Annotated in this window: 13 protein-coding genes; 1 reads left to right on the forward strand and 12 read right to left on the reverse strand. The window is 70.9% G+C overall.

What is annotated here, in order from left to right; all coding sequences use genetic code 11:
• Positions 1–17: 17 nt before the first annotated feature.
• The 12 genes from HCH03_RS04500 to mtnA form a co-directional block, all read right to left on the reverse strand.
• A complete protein-coding gene (locus tag HCH03_RS04500) occupies positions 18–311 on the reverse strand; it encodes a DUF2442 domain-containing protein (RefSeq protein WP_080142926.1) in 294 nt (97 codons plus the stop codon).
• 16 nt (positions 312–327) lie between these two features.
• Positions 328–594: a DUF4160 domain-containing protein gene (locus tag HCH03_RS04505; RefSeq protein WP_114601480.1), complete on the reverse strand. Its 267-nt coding sequence runs from the start codon at positions 592–594 to the stop codon at positions 328–330.
• A gap of 46 nt (positions 595–640) precedes the next feature.
• Positions 641–1,687 carry a DNA-processing protein DprA gene (gene dprA, locus HCH03_RS04510; RefSeq protein ID WP_246599652.1) on the reverse strand — a complete coding sequence of 349 codons (1,047 nt, stop codon included), beginning with the start codon at positions 1,685–1,687 and terminating at the stop codon, positions 641–643.
• A complete protein-coding gene (locus HCH03_RS04515; protein WP_221688538.1) occupies positions 1,678–3,171 on the reverse strand; it encodes a YifB family Mg chelatase-like AAA ATPase in 1,494 nt (497 codons plus the stop codon). The genes dprA and HCH03_RS04515 overlap by 10 nt, the downstream gene beginning before the upstream one ends.
• 5 nt (positions 3,172–3,176) lie before the next feature.
• A complete protein-coding gene (locus HCH03_RS04520) occupies positions 3,177–3,707 on the reverse strand; it encodes a YraN family protein (protein WP_221688539.1) in 531 nt (176 codons plus the stop codon).
• Positions 3,708–4,037: 330 nt separating this feature from the next.
• On the reverse strand, positions 4,038–4,826 hold the full coding sequence (locus HCH03_RS04525) for a ribonuclease HII (RefSeq protein WP_221688540.1): 789 nt from the start codon (positions 4,824–4,826) through the stop codon (positions 4,038–4,040).
• 408 nt (positions 4,827–5,234) lie between these two features.
• Positions 5,235–5,582 (reverse strand): 50S ribosomal protein L19, encoded by a 348-nt coding sequence (rplS, locus tag HCH03_RS04530; protein ID WP_185905448.1) that lies wholly within the window; start codon positions 5,580–5,582, stop codon positions 5,235–5,237.
• A gap of 354 nt (positions 5,583–5,936) precedes the next feature.
• A complete protein-coding gene (locus HCH03_RS04535; RefSeq protein WP_221688541.1) occupies positions 5,937–6,272 on the reverse strand; it encodes an AzlD domain-containing protein in 336 nt (111 codons plus the stop codon).
• A complete protein-coding gene (locus HCH03_RS04540) occupies positions 6,272–6,964 on the reverse strand; it encodes an AzlC family ABC transporter permease (RefSeq protein WP_185905450.1) in 693 nt (230 codons plus the stop codon). Before HCH03_RS04540 ends, HCH03_RS04535 begins: the two co-directional genes overlap by 1 nt.
• Positions 6,965–7,033: 69 nt before the next feature.
• Positions 7,034–10,789 (reverse strand): S8 family serine peptidase, encoded by a 3,756-nt coding sequence (locus HCH03_RS04545; protein WP_221688542.1) that lies wholly within the window; start codon positions 10,787–10,789, stop codon positions 7,034–7,036.
• 410 nt (positions 10,790–11,199) lie between these two features.
• On the reverse strand, positions 11,200–12,243 hold the full coding sequence (locus HCH03_RS04550; RefSeq protein WP_080142919.1) for a deoxyguanosinetriphosphate triphosphohydrolase: 1,044 nt from the start codon (positions 12,241–12,243) through the stop codon (positions 11,200–11,202).
• A gap of 64 nt (positions 12,244–12,307) precedes the next feature.
• Positions 12,308–13,405, reverse strand: coding sequence for an S-methyl-5-thioribose-1-phosphate isomerase (gene mtnA, locus HCH03_RS04555; protein WP_080142918.1), 1,098 nt, complete (start codon positions 13,403–13,405; stop codon positions 12,308–12,310).
• 413 nt (positions 13,406–13,818) lie between these two features.
• Between mtnA and HCH03_RS04560 the strand changes: the two genes are divergently transcribed.
• Positions 13,819–16,659, forward strand: a complete 2,841-nt coding sequence (locus HCH03_RS04560; protein WP_221688543.1) for a cation-translocating P-type ATPase — start codon at positions 13,819–13,821, stop codon at positions 16,657–16,659.
• Positions 16,660–16,746: the final 87 nt, after the last annotated feature.

The raw sequence follows: 16,746 nt of genomic DNA on the forward strand, positions 1-16,746 counted from the left end.
GGCGTGCGAGCCGCCTGCTAGACGGGCTCGCTCATCTCGAACAGGGCTTCGGGATACACCTCTTGACCTCCTGGCCAGCCAAGGGCCATTCCGCCGTCGATTATGCGCACTTGCCCGAAATACCGTTCGTCCCCGAGGAGCTCGTAGGAGCCGCCGCGCTCGATGAACGGAGCAGCGTCGAACAGGCGCCTCTGCCCCGTCTCGAACTCAAGAAGAAGAAGGCTTCCGCCCTTCGGCACGACCCGCGTCAAGTCGGGTTGGCTCTTGTTCATCCCAAGGGCGATCCCGTCCGTCTCAACGAGCTCCCACATGAGCGTCACCGCCTCCCTAGCGCAACGGATCGATCTTGAACGCATCAAGCCCCTCCGACAGCAGCCGCCAATCGGCCTCCAATTCTTCCCGATGCAGGACGACCCATGCGCGCAGCAGGGTGAGCCTCTTCGGCGGAAGGTACCCGTCGAGCACGCGACCGTCGAAGTCGAGCGAGCAGCTGAATTCGGCGTAGCGCGCATGGACGTGCGGAGCGTGATGCCTTCCATCCGATTCATTATACATGATGACCACTATGCCGAAAAACATGGAGATCGTAGCCATGTCGCATCCTTTCGCGCTCCTCCGCTCGGACGGCGCCTTACCGTCCTCACCCCACGGGTCCCCAGCGGCCGTCGGGGTAGCGGGCGGCGATGCCGGCGCGCTCGGCCTCGGCGAGGCGTTCCATGAGCCAGGCGCGCGGCTCGGCGGTGCCGCAAACGTCGCGGGCGAGGGCGTAGAGGTCCTCCATCCCCAACGGCTCGGCGGCCAGCGCGGCGGCGACGGGGTCGCACGCCGCGGACCTGCGCGGTTTCGAGGGTGCGGGCGCTTCGCGGCGCCCGGCACTGACGGAGCCGGGCGCGGGGGCCGCCTTCTCGGCGGCGTCGAGGAGCCCCGCCTCCGTGGCACCGGGCCGCGCGAAACCGCGCGGCGCTTCTCCCGCCGTCCGAGCCGCGTGCCCTTCGGGCGGCCATTGCTCCTGCCTCAAACAGCCGAACAGCGAGAACAGCGCGTCCTCGAACGTCTCGTCGTCCACGACGGGCACGGCGCCTTGGTGCAGCAGGCGGTTCGCGCCCCGCGAGGACGCGGCCGTGATGGCGCCCGGTACCACGAGCACGTCGCGACCCGCCGCGAGCGCCTCGTCGGCCGTGGAGAACGTGCCCGAGGGCAGCCCGGCCTCCACGATGAGCACGGCGCGCGCGAGCCCCGCGATGAGGCGGTTGCGCAGCCGGAACATATAGGGTCGCGGCTTCTGGCCCCACGGCTGCTCGGACGCGACCGCTCCCCCGCCGTCGACGATGCGCTGGAACAGGCCCGCATGGGCGGCCGGGTACGGCTCGTCGCAGCCCCCTCCGAGAAACGCCACCGTGGGCGCGCCCGCCTCGAGCGCGGCGCGATGGGCGGCCGCGTCGCATCCGCGGGCCCCTCCCGAGATCACCGTCACGCCGCGCTTCGCCGCCGCGCCCGCGAAGCGGCGCGCGCAGCCGATGCCGTAGGGCGTGGCCTTGCGCGCGCCCACCACGGCGAGCCCCGCGCGCAGCGCCGCAGGGTCGCCCACCACGTAGAGCCTCTTCGGAGGGTCGGGCGCGCCCGCGAGCGCCGAAGGGTAGAGCTCGCCGCCGAGGGCAAGCTCCGTCCGAGGTCCTGTCAACCGCATAGCCCCACCCCCTCCCGCAGGCGGAACGCGAGCGCCTCGCACAGATGCCCGCGTCCCACCGACGCCGTCTCATCCATGTCGGCGACGGTGCGCGCCACCGCGAGCGTGCGCATGATGGCGCGGCCGCTCATGCGCCCCGCGCGGGCCGCCTCCTCGAAGAACCCCTCGTCGTCGGGCGCCAGCGCGCACGACCGCACGAGGGCCTCGGCGCTTCCGTCGTCCTCGGCCCGCGCCCGGCGCCACGAGGCGTACTCGCGCGCGGCCATGACCGCGGCGCGCATGTCGTCCGAGGACGTTCCCCCGCCCGTTCCCAGCACGTCACGCGGGCGGGTGCGCCCCACGTCGATATGCAGGTCGATGCGGTCGACGAGCGGTCCGCCGATGCGGTTCTGGTAGGCGCTCACCTGAGCGGACGTGCACGTGCAGTCGCGCTCGGCGTCGCCGTAGTAGCCGCAGGGACACGGGTTCGCCGCCGCCACCAGCATGAACCGGGCCGGAAACGTCACGTTGCCGTCGGCGCGCGTCACCGTCACGCGCCCCGACTCCAAAGGCTGGCGGATGCCCTGCAGCACGGACGGCTTGAACTCGGGCAGCTCGTCCAGGAACAGCACGCCCCGATGCGCCAGCGATATCTCCCCCGGCCGAGGGGGCGACCCGCCGCCCACGAGGCCGGCGGTCGTGGCGGAATGGTGGGGGCTGCGGAAGGGGCGCTCGCCGCCGAGCAGCCGCCCCACGTCCTCGCCCGCCACCGAGTGGACGAGCGCCGCCTCGAGCGCCTCGTGCTCCTCGAGCGGGGGCAGGATGGACGGCAGGCGGGAGGCGAGCATCGTCTTGCCCGAGCCGGGAGGCCCCATCATGAGCACGCCGTGGCGGCCCGCGGCGGCTATCTGCAGCGCGCGCTTCGCCATGTCGTGCCCGGAGATGTCGCGGAAGTCGAGGGCCGAGCGCGCCCGGGAGGGCCTCGCGGGGGACAGGAGCGCGAACGCGCCCGTGCGGAAGTCCGCGAGCGTGCGGGCCGCCCGCAGCTCGAGGCCGTCGATGGCCACGAGCCGCTCCGGCGCCTCCGCGCACACGAGCCGCATTCCCAGATCGCGGGCGCGCAGGGCGTAGGCCAGGAGCCCGTCGACGGGCCGCACCGCCCCTTCGAGCGACAGCTCGCCCGCGAAAAGCGCTCCCTCGGCGATGCGCGGGTCCACCTGCCCCGTCGCCGCGAGCAGCCCCACCGCGATGGGCAGGTCGAAACCCGACCCCGTCTTTCGCAGCGAGCCGGGCGCGAGGTTCACCACCACCCGTTCGTTCGGCATGGAGAAACCCGTCGCCCGCAGGGCGGCCCTCACGCGCTCGCGGGCCTCCTGCACGGCGGCGTCGGGCATGCCCACCACGCAGAACGCGGGTATGCCGCTCCCCACGCACACCTCCACGTCAACCGGCACGGCCTCCACGCCGCGCAGCGTGGCCCCCTTCACGGCGAATCGTCCGTACACGCCGCTCACTCCGCGACGAATGCGTCGATGTGGTGGCGCACGAGCGCGCGGTCGGGCGACACCAGCACAAGCGACACCACGTCGAAACGCACCGGCACGTCCACCACGTCGTAGCTTTGCAGGAAAAGCGCCGCTATGCGCTCGTAACGGCCGCGCTTGGCCGCGTCCACCGCCTCGGACGGCAGCCCCTTGTCGGTGCTCGAGCGCGTCTTGACCTCCACGAACACGAGCGCGTCGCCGTCCCGCGCGATGATGTCGGCCTCGCCGGCCGCGCACGTCCAGTTGCGCTCGATTATGTCGTAGCCGCGTCGGTCGAGGAAGCGCGCGGCGGCGTCTTCCCCGCGCCGCCCGAGCTCCCGGTTGCGCCGGCCCTGTCCCGAAGACCCTTTGCCGGACGCGCGCCTCTTCCGCTCGCCCTTCGCCGCCGCCGGGCAGCGCCCGCCGACCTCGTCGGCTCCGCCCGAGCCGTTTTGCCTGCCGTTCGAACGTTCTGCTTGCGGCCGTTCCCTCACGGCCGCGGCGTCGATCTCTCCCATACGATGCCCCTTTCTTCTCTGAGGGCATCATAGAGCCGCAACCTTGCCGGGGAACCGTCGCGAAGACCTGCCCGGAACCGGCCGAACCCTGCACGCACCTTGCGCGCCCGCCGCGCAAAGCTTTCACGAACCTTGCACGGATCCAACGCGAATCAAGCCGGTTTTCGCCGCCCGATGCAACCTTTATGATAATCGCAGGTCAGAAGGAAGGCCGCAAACGAGGCGAGCTCGCCGCGGCCCGCAACGGGCCGCTTCGCGCGCCGGTGGAAAACGCGGTTGGGACGGGGTTCGAAGCGCATGCGGCTGCGCGGGTCGGACGGCGGAGGAGCCTTAGAACAAGGCGGGCTGCGTGAAGGCGGTGCAGAACGAGATGCGATGGATGGGCGTGAGGCCGTAGCGCTTGATGGCCTCGATGTGCGCCGGGCTCGCGTACCCCTTGCAGGCGTCGAAACCGTATTCGGGGTACTCCTGCGCGTAGCGGCACATGAGCGCGTCGCGCTCCACTTTCGCCACGACGGAGGCCGCGGCGATGGAGGCGCAGCGCGCGTCCCCCTTGACCACGTTGACCTCGCGCTCGTCGAGGCGCAGCGGGTTGCCGTCGAGCAGGACGACGTCGGGCCGCACGCCGGCCGCCTCGATGCGCGCCACGGCGCGCCTGAAAGCCGTGACGAGCGACGCCGTCATGCCCGCCGCATCGATGTCGGCCGCCTCCACGTACTCGACGCACCACGCCACGGCCACTCGCTTGACCTCGAGCGCGATGCGCTCGCGCACCTCGGGTTTGAGCTGCTTGGAATCGTTGAGGCCGTCCACGGCGGGTTCGAGGGGGAGCACCACGGCGCCCACCGCGAGGGGTCCCGCGAGGGGTCCGCGGCCCACCTCGTCGAGGCCCACGCACACGCCCGCGCCGCGGCCCTGCGCCAGCTCCCGTTCGTACGCGTAGAGCGCCGCCAAGCGCTCGCGCTCGGCGCGCTCGGCCTCGATGCGGCGGCGCGCCACCTCCACGGCATCGCGCACGCCCTTGCGCGCGTCCGCCACGAGGGACCGTTCGAGCACGGCGAACTCGCGCTCGTCCGCCTCTTGCAGGCGGCGTTTGATCTCGGCGACCGTCAAACCCATGGGCTCCGCACGCTCCCTCTCGCATTCGCGCGGCCGCCCCCGCGGCCGCGACGCACCTTCTCGTCTCGCCCCATGATAGCAGTTCGCGCGCAGCGCGAAAACAACCGCGCAGGTCGCCCCCTGCAGGCGAGCGCAGCGACGCCTGCCATGCGGCCGAAGGCCGCATAACGGACGCGCGGATTGAACGGGCGGAAGCGAAGCGTCCCGCCCATGCGGCCGAAGGCCGCATAACCATCGCCCAGGTTGGCGCTAGCAAGACAGCGAGAAGCCCCCTCGCGCCGATAATCGACCCGTCTCGCGACCGAGCGTACTTTGGTACGCGAGGGCAAGCGAGAAAGGGACGAGGATCGGCGCGAGGGGGCTTCGCAGCGTCGAGTCGTTCCGGCGGCCGTAGGCCGCCGGAACCTACTAGCGGTAAGACTTCTCTTTGATCTTGGCAGCCTTGCCGACCTTGTCGCGCAGGTAGTAGAGCTTGGCGCGGCGGACGTCGCCCTGGCGCACGACCTCGATCTTCTCGATCTTCGGGGAATGCACGGGGAACGTGCGCTCCACGCCGATGGAGAAGCTGACCTTGCGCACCGTGAACGTCTCGCGGCTCGAAGCGCCGTGACGGCGGATGACGTCGCCCTGGAACACCTGGACGCGCTCGCGGTTGCCCTCGACGATGCGGTAGTGGACCTTCACGTTGTCGCCCACGTTGAAGTCGGGGAGGTCCTGCTTGATCTGCTGCTGTTCGATGGCGCGAATGATGTCCATGTTCGTTATCCTTCTATGCGTTCAAAATGGATCTCGTAGCGTGTTCTGTGGAAAGACACAATTGGACAGTATACTGCCCCATACCCGTCGGCGCAAGGAAAAAAGCGACACCTTCCTGCAATTTTTCTCAAACCCCGCCGCTTTCCATGCAAAACCCAAATTCGACGCGCCCAACGCTCATCGTTGCGCGCCGCGAGCCACCCCGGGATGCCGGGATCGCATGCCCGAGCGAACGAGCCGCGAACGCGCGCCCGCTTCGGCTGCGCGAGGCGGGCCGGCCTCTTCGCTCCGTCCGCCACCCCCGCTCACCCGCCGGCTGCGGCGATATCGGCCGAAGACCCGGGGTCTGTCGCACTACCGCACGAGCGTGAGCAGCGCGTAGACGGCCACGCCGGACACGGCGCACCAGAGCAGCGACTTCGTCTTCCACGCCACGAGCGCCACCGCGCCGGCGGCGACGAGCGGCGCCGCGGCCGGCCAAAGGCCCGCGTCGAACATGCCGGGCGAGAGCAGGTCGTTCGCCACCAACGCCGCGAAAGCGGCCGGCGGGATGAATCCGAGCGCCCGCTCCACGCCCTCGGGCAACTGCCTTCCCTTGAGCGCGAACAGCGGCACTGCGCGGCACACGAGCATCGTGACGGCGCAGCATACCAGCACCACGAGGAAGTCGCCCCAGCCCATAGCCTCCATCAGGCGCGCTCCTTCGCCCAGGCGAACGCGAGCGCCGCCGCGACGCCCGCGAGCGCCCCCACCAGGATGGCGGGCCCGCCCAGCCCCGCCGCCTTGCACGCGAACACGCCCGCGGCGGCCACGGCGGCGGCCACGAGGTTCGCCGCCGTGGCCTTCTGCGTGACCAGCAGGCAGATGAAGATGGAGGTCATGGCGAACGACGCGATGGCCAGCGGCACGCCGACGGCGTTGCCCACGAGCACGCCCACGACGTTCGAGAGCGCCCAGGAGCTCTGGGAGAACAGGTTCACCAGCGTGGCGCGGCCCACCGACCAATCGCCCGCCTCGAACCTGGCCGTGTTCACGCCGTAGCTCTCGTCGGTCACGGTGGCGGAGAACAAAAACGCCAGGCGCTTCCTCACGCCCTTGCACGCGGGCGCGAACGAGGCGGAGTACAGCATCTGACGCGTGTTCACGAGCGAGACGCTGGCGATGATGGACGCGAGCGGGGAGCCCGCAAGCCACATGTTCGGGATCATGAACTGCCCCGCGCCCGAATAGAACAGCGCCGAGAGCAGGAACACCTGCAGCCCGTTCAACCCGATGGAAGCGCACAGGATGCCGCAGGGCACACCGATGGCCACGTAGCCCAGCATGATGGGCAGCGCGGCGGAAAACGATTGGCGTATGTGGTCCCCGGAAAGCACAGCCATCCGATTATACAAGTTTCCCGCATGCGCGCAATGCCCTGCGCGGCGCCGAGGCGCGCCGGGCGCGCGTCCTTATCGCTCCGCGCGTGCGGCGCCCTTGCGGCGGGTTCGCACGGCGGCGGCAAGGCCGACCGCCGCGCACGCGGCCAGCGCGGCAGCGAGCGCGCCCAAACCGTCGCCCGTGCTCGCGAGCTCCTTAGGTTCGGCGCCGCCTCCCCCGCCGCTTGTCGGCTGCTTGGCGAAGCGCGCCTCGAGCGCGGTGTCGGACAGGACGGGCGCGCTGTAGGACGACGCCGACGACACGAGGTTTCCTTCCGCATCGTACCACCCCGAGAACGCGTGGCCGGGCGCGGGCGTCGCCGTCCACGTGGCGGTGTCGCTCCTGAGCATCGCGAGCGACGAGCGCGCCGTTCCGCGCCAATCGGACACCGCCGCGGTGCCCCCCGACGCCGCCGCAGCCGACACGATGCGCTCGGTCGAGCCCAACGCGTCCGACACGCTTTGGGACGCGCGGTACAGCGCGCCGTAGGAGTCGGAGCCGCCTTCCCGCGCCGTCGCCGCCTCGCCGTCTTGAGCCGTCACGTACAGCCTGCCGCCCAGCATGGCGGCCGACGACGCGATCAGCCCCGCCGAGCCGTCGCCGAAAAGCGTCCCCAGACTGTCGATCCTCGCGGCCGAAGCGTCGAGCAAAAACGCGTCGCCCGTCAACGAAGGCGCGAGATGGCCGGTCTGGTCGATGAGCACCGCCCCGTTGCCCACCGGCGCGGACACGCACGTCCTGAGGACGTTCGTGAACTGGAGCCCTTCGACCGCGCGGGCCTCCGAAAACGCGGATCCGTCGTAGGCGACAAGCTCCACTTGAGTCGTTGCCCCCAAACCGAGCAGGTACAGTCGGTCGGCTCCCATCAGGGAAACGATCGCGTAGGGGAACGACGGATCGAGCTCCACCGGATCGACAGCGCCGCTTCGAGGGTCGAATGCCCACAGTCTTTGATCCGCGAACTGGTCGGGTTTCCCCGAATTGCGGAGGAAGTACATCGCCGCGTAGGCTCTCCCGTTCCAGAAGGCGGAGCTGAGAAACTGAGAGAACGTGTCGCTCGCCGAACCGGCGTCGAACGACCCGGCCAAGACGGGAGCAGCCCAGGCGTTTGAGGCGATGTCGTAGGACATGCACCACACCTCGAGGGTGCGGGCCTCGTCCGTTCCCCCCAATTCGGTGCAGAACCCGTAGAGCTTGCCGTCCACGTAGCCGTATTGGATCATGCCTCCGCGCGCGACTGAGCCCGGTCCCCTAAAAGGGACGACAGGATCGGCGAGCCTGCGCCACTGCGGCGCGTCCGCCGCCGGATCGTCGCAGACGAACAGGTAGTCGCCGAGGGGCGAGGCGTAGAACAAACGATCCGTCGCGGCCACCAGCGAGCCCGATCCGCCGATGCCCTCGGGCAGGCCGCCCACCCGCTCCAGAAGCGAGGTCGCGCCGGCTTTCGGCAACGCGTAGGCGGCCTTGTGTGCACGTCCGGTGGAGGCGTCGACCACGTCGAAGCGATGGCGCGCGCCGTCGAGGGAAGTCTCCGGCACGTCGAAGGATACGGCGGAATCGCTCTGAGCCGTCAGAGCCACCGGAGCGCCGTCGAAGAGCAGTTCGGCGTCGGCCAGCCCCCGGCCGTGCACCGTGACGCGCGCCCCCTCGCACGAGGCCGACCACGTGTTGGCGCTCACGCTCGCGTCGTCGAGCGCCGCTTGGAACGTGAAGCGCCCGCCCGAGGCGATCTTCGCCCGGTCGGCCTCGGTTGCCAAGGGCTCGGTGCCGCCAACCACGCGCCCGCGCAAATCGAGCGGCGTGGCGCTCGGGTACAGCGCCGCCAGCTCGGCGACCGCGCCGGTGACGGCGGGCCCCGCCATGGACGTGCCCTGCATGTCGGCGTAAGGCACCGCTTGGTCGGCGCGCCCGATGCCGAAACCGGCGCAATACCCCGACACCGTCGCAGGCTGGCCCGTCGGAGCCACGAGGGCTATGGTGAAGCCCATGGTCAGGCTCTCGCCGGTCGTGTCGAGCGACGAGAACGGGCAGGCGTTGGCGATGCGGTAGTCGAGCGTCGCCACGCTGCCGCTGTCGTGCTCGGCAAGCTCTCCCTCGCCTCCCTTCACCGAGACGTAGGTTTCGATTTGGGCACACCCGCCGCCCAGCCCGTCCGCCATGTCGATAAAGGGCGTGACGGCGCAGCGGTAGGCGCCCGGATCAGAGGGATCAAGATCCTTGAAGGGGTTCACCGCCGGCCATGCCACATCGATTCGGTAGATAGAATACGCTTTCGAAAGCGCGCCCGCGTTGATGCTGGCCTTGAGCGCATGCGTGCCGCTGCTGGTGGAAGAAGGCGCGAGCGTCAGCCGTCCCTGATCGGCATCGGGCAGCTTGACGAACGTCTTCTGCTCGTCATCGTAGCCGTACAGCACACCGGTCAGGCCCTCGGGCAGGGTCTCGAAGCCCTCGTAGTAGACGAGCTCCCCGCCGCACCGATTCGAGTACAAGGGTTGGAACACCTCCATAGCGCCGCCCCGTTTGACCGTCGACACGATATGGGTGCCCGGCGCCGCCACGTCCACGGCGGTGGCGCTGTAGCTGCTGAACGCCGCGAGCGCGTTCGCCTCGTTGGTGGCGGCGACCACAACGGCATAGGGGCTGTTCAACGTTGAGGTGAGACTCACAATGCCCCCAACGTCCTTGCCGTCGTTGCCCGCTCCGAACACCGAGAGGACCCCCGCCTTGCCCGCCTGGTTCACCAGGTAGTCCAGGACGGGGAACGACGCACCGTTGGCTGCCCACGAGTTGTTGGCGGCAACCACGTTCACGCCCGCGAGCCTTGCCTTGATAAGGTAGTCGTAGGCGCCGGCGACCGCCGATAAGAGTATGCTGCCGCCTCCTTGAGTGCTGACTTCGAGTGCCATGATCTTCGTGTGCTGGGCGATGCCGGCGATGCCGGCACCGTTGTTCGAGCTGGCTGCGATGATGCCCGCGCAGTGGGTGCCGTGGGAAGACTCGAGGGCGTCGTCCGGCATGGGATCGTCGTCCCGGTTGCCGAAGTCGTAGCCCACATCGCCCGGCAAACCGATGTTTCCGGGATTGTGCCACATGGCTGCCGCGAGGTCGGGGTTCAGGTAATCGACGCCTGTGTCGATGACGGCCACCACGTTGTCGGACCCCGAGGCATTGTCCTGCGCGAGGGCCGTCTCGTAGCCGATGCTCGCGTCGACCGCGCCGCTTTCGGAACTCGGACCCGAAAGGCTCTGCTGCAAGCCGCCGGTGTACAGAGGGTCGTCCGGAGAAGGAAGCGACGTCGGCTCCACCACGTAGTTCGGCTGGACGGCTTCCACGCACTCAAGCGCGGACAGCTCCTCGACGAGCTGGGCCGTCGTCGAGCCCTCCTTCGTCACGAGCGCCACGCGCACGTCGGATCCGCCGATCTCGCCCTCGTAGGAGTCCTCCAAGGCGGAAGCGGGAGCGTCGTCGCCCGAGAGCGGCGAGATCGCGTTGGCGGGCGCGGGAGCCGCCTCGTCGGCGGCGCTCACATCCCACGATTCCTCGAGCGAGAAGCCAGCGTCGACCAGAGGCGACGGCTCGTCGGAGCGCGAGCGCAAGGCGTTTTCCGGCACCGACCCCGCATGGTAGACGACGAGGGCCTCGCCCTCGACGTAGTTTCCGCTCGACGCGTCGAACGCAGGCGCAGCCGCGCCGCCGGCTTCGACGTCGTCGGCCGCGAACGCGAACCGCGGCGCGAGGCCGAGCGCGAGCACAAGGGACAACAGGCAGGACAGGAAACGGCTCTTCATGGCGAAACCCCTTCGCTTTCGGTGCAGACGACCTCATGATACCGTGCGCCGCCCGCACGGCGCGGCACGCGGGAAAGGGGGCGTCACGAACCGCGCGCCATCCGGCACGAACGCCGCAACCCAGGTCGACCGCACGGAAGCGAAGCGGCCCGCGCTTCGCGCGCAGCGCGAAAACAGCCGTGCGGGTTGCCGTAGGGGCGCTCTCCAGAGCGCCCGTTCGCGCGCCAGCGCGAAAACAGCCGCCCAGGTTGGCGTAGTAAGTCAGCGAGAAGCCCCCTCGCGCCGATAATCGGCCCGTCTCGCGGCCGAGCGTGCTTCCGCACGCGAGGGCAAGCGAGAAAGGGCCGAGGATCGGCGCGAGGGGGCTTCGCAGCGTCGGGCAGTTCCGGCGGCCGGCAGGCCGCCGGAACCTAGTAGTGCAGCGAATGCGGGATGAACAGCTGTTGGAAGAGGTTCTTGGCGTAGCGGTCGGTCATGCCGGCCACGTAGTCGCTCACGGCGCGCAAATCGTCGCCCTCGGCGATGGCGCGGTACTCCTCGGGCACCTCGCCGATATGCGCGACGTAGTAGTCGAACAGGCTGCCCACGAGGCGGGTTGCCTTGTCCACCTCCGCCATGACGACGGGGGCCGTGTACACGCGGGCGAACAGGAAGGACCTCAGCTCCATCATGGCGTTCCACACCGGGTCGCTCATGCGGATGTCGTCGCATGCGGCCGACGTCTCCACCATGTCCATGACGAGCGTCTGGATGCGCGAGGAGTGGTCAGGGCCCAGCACGGCGTGCGTCGTGTCGGGCAGGTCGGACTCGGACAGGATGCCCGCGCGTATGGCGTCGTCGATGTCGTGGTTCACGTAGGCGATGCGGTCGGCCGTGCCCACGATGCGCCCCTCGAGCGTCTCGGCGCGCAAATCGCCCGTATGGCACAGGATGCCGTCGCGCACCTCGGGCGTGAGGTTCAGGCCCTTGCCGCCGTTCTCGATGAGCTCCACCACGCGCAGGCTCTGCTCGTTGTGCCGGTAGAGCGCGGCCGCCTCGCGCGAGGTTGGGTCGACCCCCTTGTGGCGCGCCAGGCTCTGGGCGAGCGCCTCCTCGCCCGTGTGGCCGAACGGCGTGTGCCCCAAATCGTGGCCGAGCGAGATGGCCTCGGTGAGGTCCTCGTTCAACCCGAGGGCGCGGGCGATGGTGCGCGCGATCTGCGCGACCTCGAGCGTATGGGTGAGCCGGGTGCGGAAGTGGTCGCCCTCGGCGGCCAGGAACACCTGCGTTTTGTGCGACAGGCGGCGGAACGACTTCGTGTGCAGGATCTTGTCGCGGTCGCGCTGGTAGTCGTTGCGCAGGATGTCGGGCTCGGTCGATCGGGCACGGCCCTCGCTCTCGTCGGAGAAGGCGGCGTCGTCGGCCAGCGTCCCGTGCTCGCGCTGCTCCTGGTCCTCGCGGTAGATGATGCGCATGAGGCTTCCTTCCGTTCCGCGCGGCGTGCGGCCGCGCCCCTAAGCCTTCCCGTTCAGTGTAGCATCACGCGCGAACGCTCGAAAGGGCCTGTTCGAGCTCGCCCGGCGCGAAGGCGCCCTTCTCGGTGACGATGCGGTCGACGAGGGCGGCGGGCGTCACGTCGAAAGCCGGGTTCCACACGTCCACGCCGGCGATGGGACGGGGCAGCACCTCGCGCGGGTCGCGCTCCTCGATGGGTATCTGCTCGCCGCACGCCAGCGAGAGGTCGATAGTCGAGGTGGGCGCGGCGACGTAGAACGGGATGCCGTGGTGCCGGGCGAGCACGGCCACGCCGTACGTGCCGATCTTGTTGGCCACGTCCCCGTTGGCCGCGATGCGGTCGGCCCCCACGAGCACGGCGTCCACCCCGCCCGCCGCCATGAGGCTGGCGGCCATGTCGTCGCAGATGAGCGTGCACGGCACGCCGGCGCGCGACAGCTCCCAGGCCGTGAGCCGCGCGCCCTGCCCCACCGGGCGCGTCTCGTCGGCGAACACCCGCTCGACCTTGCCCTGCGCGGCCGCCGCGTACACGATGCCGAGCGCCGTGCCGAAGAACGCGGTGCCCAGGCTTCCCGCGTTGCAGTGCGTGAGTATGCGGCTGCCCGGCGCGATCAGCTCAGCGCCGCGATCGCCGATGGCGCGGTTCACCGCCTCGTCCTCGGCCTCCATGCGCTTGACCTCGTCGTAAAGCGCGTCGGCCGCCTCGCCGGGGGCGGCGCCGGATGCCACGAGGTCGCGGGCCAGCGCCACCGCTCGCCGCACGCCCCAAGCGAGGTTCACGGCGGTGGGGCGGGCGTCGGCCGTCTCGGCGGCCACGGGCTCGAGCTCCTCCAGGAAGAACTCCCCCGCTCCGGCGCACCCGCGCGCGACGGCGCGGGCGGTGCCCGCGTTGCCCGCCCACAACGCCACGGCGGCCGCGCCGGCGATGCCGAGGGCGGGCGCCCCGCGCACGGCGAGCGCCTTGACGGCGTCCACCACCGCGCGCCAATCCCCCGTGCGCTCGAAGACGAGCTCGTCGGGAAGGCGGCGCTGGTCGATGTAGACGAGGCGCGCGCGACCGTCGCCGTCGCGCTCGAGCTCGATGGTGCGCGGCAGGTTCTCAAGGTGGAGCGTGCGTTCCATAGCGGGTCCTTTCGGAGTCGATGGGGCCATTCTAACCCAAGAAGCCCACCTCTGAACGCGCGGCCGAGTCGCCCGAGCGGGCAATCCGGCGATCTGCTGCTAAACCACCATCGACATGCACCCGCTCAGATTGTCATCCTGAGCATGCAACAGTCCAGCGGACTGTTGCACTCCCGAGCACGCGGAGCGGGCGCAGGGAGGCGTCGCGAAGCGATGAGCGGCGCGAGCCGCCGGAGTCGAAGGATCCCGCGCGGCGCCAGCCGGGGCGCCTCCGGCTGGCGCCGCGCGGCGCGTAATGGCTTCGCTACCGGGCCTTCACGGTTTGGAGGACGCCGCCCGGTGCGAGGTATCGTGGGCCTCAGCGTGTGCGCCGCGCCGCCCCTTCCCCGCCCGACCCCGAAAGGAACCGTCCCATGAGCTCTCGAACCGATTCGCCGCATGCCGAAGCGCCCCGCGCGGAAGCCGTCCCCTGGCACGCCAAGCCCGTCGACGACGCGCTTGCGGCCCTCGAATCCGCTCCGGACGGCATCTCGGCCGCCGAAGCGCGCCGACGCCTGGCCCAGAACGGCCCCAACGAGCTGGCCTCGAAGCCTCCCAAGTCGCTCGGGGCCATGGCGCGCGAGCAGCTGGGCGATCCCATGGTGCTCATCCTCGTGGTGGCGGCCGTGCTCTCGGCGCTTCTGCAGGAGTGGGCCGAGGCGGGCATCATCTTCGCCATCGTGGTGGTGAACGCCGTCATCGGCATCGTGCAGGAGAGCCGGGCGCAGTCGTCGCTCGAGGCCCTGCGCAGCATGAGCGCGCCCACGGCCCGCGTCGTGCGCGACGGCGCGGAGGAGGTCGTGGCGGCGCGCGACCTGGTGGTCGGCGACGTGGTGCTGCTGGACGACGGCAGCATGGTGCCCGCCGACCTGCGCCTGCTGGACACGGCCAGCCTGCGGACGCAGGAGGCCTCGCTCACCGGCGAGTCCGTGCCCTCGGAGAAGGACGCGGACGCGCTCGTCGCGCCCGGCGCCCCTCTGGGCGACCGCGCCGACATGGCCTTCGCCACCGCCATCGTCACGGGCGGGCGCGGCCGGGGCGTGGTGGTGGCCACGGGCATGGACACCGAGGTCGGGCGGATCGCAGGGCTTTTGGAAGGCGACGAGGAGCTCGACACCCCGCTCAAGCGCAAGCTGGCCTCGTTCGGCAAGCTGCTCACCATCGTGGGCGTGGCGGCGGCGCTGGCCGTGGTGGCCATCGGGCTCGCCTACGGCCGGCCGTTCGTGCCGCTCCTTCTGCTGGCGGTGTCGCTGGCCATCTCCGTCATCCCCGAGAGCCTACCCGCCACCGCCACCATCGTCATGGCGCTGGGCGTGCAGCGCATGGCCAAGCACCAGGCGCTCGTGCGCCGCCTGCCCGCCGTGGAGACGTTGGGCGGGGCCACCGTCATCTGCACGGACAAGACGGGCACCCTCACCGAGAACCGCATGAGCGTCGTGCGCGTGGCGCTGGGCCCCGACCTCGACCGCGACGCGGCGGCCGAACCCGTCGCCGCGCTCGAGGCGCATCCGGCGCTCTTCGGCGACCTGGCGTTCGTGGCGGCGCTCTGCAACGACGCGAGCTTCGCCGCCGACCCGGACGAGGACGTCCGACCCGTGGACGAGTGCGGCTGGCCGATCGAGGTGGCCGACCCGGACGAGGACGGAGCCGCGGGCACGGGCGCGAAGGAGGGCGCGGGCGGGAGCGCGGGGGCCCGAGCGCGAGGCGGGAGCGGATCCGCCGAGCCCCGCGCGGACGCCGTGATCGGCGATCCCACCGAAGGCGCGCTGCTCGTGCTGGCGCGCGACATCGGCGTGGAGCCGGCCGCCCTGCGCGCCGCCTATCCGCGCCTGGCCGAGCGCCCCTTCGATTCGGACCGCAAGCGCATGGCCACCGTGCACGAGCGCGACGGCCAGATCGTGGCGCTCGTGAAGGGCGCGCTCGACGGGTTGCTGCCCCGCTGCGCCTTCGTCATGGACGACGACGGCCCCCGCCCGATGACCGAGGAGGACCGCGCCCGCGCGCTCGACGTGGCCCGCAAGCTCTCCGACGAGGCCCTGCGCGTGCTGGCGTTCGCCACGCGGGCGCTGCCCGCCGTGCCGGGCGACGAAGAGGACATCGAGCGCGAGCTCGTGCTGGTGGGGCTCGTCGGGATGATGGACCCGCCGCGCCCGGACGTGCGGGCGGCCGTGGACACGTGCCGCGCGGCCGGCGTGCGCACGGTCATGATAACGGGCGACCACGCCGCCACGGCCCGCGCCATCGGCGCGGAGCTGGACATCTACCGCCCCGGCGACCTCGTGGTCACGGGCGGAGAGCTGGAGGACATGGACGACGCCCAGCTCGACGAGGCCGTGCGCCGCGCGAGCGTGTTCGCCCGCGTGTCCCCCTACCACAAGCTGCGCATCGTGCGCGCCCTCAAGCACGACGGCGAGGTCACGGCCATGACGGGCGACGGCGTGAACGACGCTCCCGCGCTCAAGGCCGCCGACATCGGCGTGGCCATGGGCATCACGGGCACCGACGTGGCGAAGGACGCCGCCGACATGGTGCTCTTGGACGACCGCTTCACCACCATCGTGTACGCGGTGCGCGAGGGGCGGCGCGTGCACCGCAACATCCAGAAGGTCGTGCAGTTCCTGGTCGCCGACAACCTGGCGGAGATCGTGGTGCTGCTGGCCGCCGTGGCGCTGAACTGGAACGCGCCGCTCTCGGCCGTCATGATACTGTGGGTGAACCTGGCCACGGCGACGCTGCCGGCGCTCGCGTTGGGCGTGGAGCCCGCGAGCCGCCACATCATGGAGCACCCTCCCCTGCGCGCGGGCACGCTGCTGGAAGGGCCCCTGGCGCGCCGCGTGGTGTTCCAAGGGCTGTTCGTGGCGTGCTTCGCCCTGTTCGCGTTCGTGGTGGGGCGCGAGGCGGGCGGCGACGCGCTCGGACGCACCATGGCGTTCGGCGTGCTGGCGTTCTCGCAGGTGCTGCGCGCCTTGAACCAGCGCTCCACCACCGACCCGGTGTGGGACCGCGAAGGCGGCCGCAACCCGTGGCTCGGATGGGCCGCCGCGGCCAGCACGGCGCTCGTGCTCGTCGTGCTGCTCGTCCCGCCCGTGCGCGAGGCGTTCGGGGGCGCGGCCATGAACGCGTGGCAATGGGCGGCCGTGCTGGGGCTGGCGTTCCTCTCGCTCGTGCAGACCGAGCTCGCGAAGGCCGTCGGCCGCTGGCGGGCGCGGCGCTGACCCCGCGGGAAGCATCGCCCTCGGGCTCAGCGGCGGCGGGCGAGATCGCCGCGACGCGAGCCCCGAACGGGGACGAAGCGCCGCCCA

Origin of the sequence: Gordonibacter massiliensis (ex Traore et al. 2017), from assembly GCF_019731765.1 — a bacterium.
Taxonomy (GTDB): Bacteria; Actinomycetota; Coriobacteriia; order Coriobacteriales; family Eggerthellaceae; genus Gordonibacter; species Gordonibacter massiliensis.